This window comes from Ruegeria sp. ABD4_443 (assembly GCF_056160865.1).
The window spans coordinates 1-433 of record NZ_JBSWYA010000024.1 but is presented as its reverse complement, the minus strand read 5'-3'; the positions used below and the strand labels follow the sequence as shown (position 1 = coordinate 433).

Here is a 433-nt window from a genome sequence, read left to right as displayed (position 1 = left end):
GGGCCATCGGCTCTCCGCCTGCTGTGGTCAATGCGGTTCTGGATGCGATGAACTCGGGCGGCAAGGCGGTGGATCACATCGACATGCCGGTGAGCCCGTCGCGCGTCTGGGCGGCGATGAACAGCTGAGAGGTTGGGGTAGCTGGGGGCTCTGCCCCCAGACCCCCGGGATATTTATAGCCAGATGAAGGGCGGATCCGCGCCTTTCGGAAAGGAAGACGAAATGTACAGTTTCGAGTTTGAAAAGCCCTCGAGTATTGCCGATGCGGTTGCCGCGTTGGGGGGCGAGGATGCGCAGCCATTGGGTGGGGGTCAGACGTTGATCCCGACGCTGAAGCAGCGGCTGGCGGCGCCGTCGGTCCTGGTGTCGCTGAGCGGGATTGCCGAGATGCGGGGCGTCTGTGTCGAGGATGACGGGGCGCTGGTCATCGGCG

The 433-nt window shown here is 64.2% G+C and carries 1 protein-coding gene; it reads left to right on the top strand.

All coding sequences use genetic code 11. The annotated features are described in order from the left end of the window. Nucleotides 1-222 precede the first annotated feature (222 nt). The coding region (locus ACXAG8_RS18505; protein WP_475230690.1) for an FAD binding domain-containing protein at nt 223-433 on the top strand (211 nt) is incomplete at its 3' end.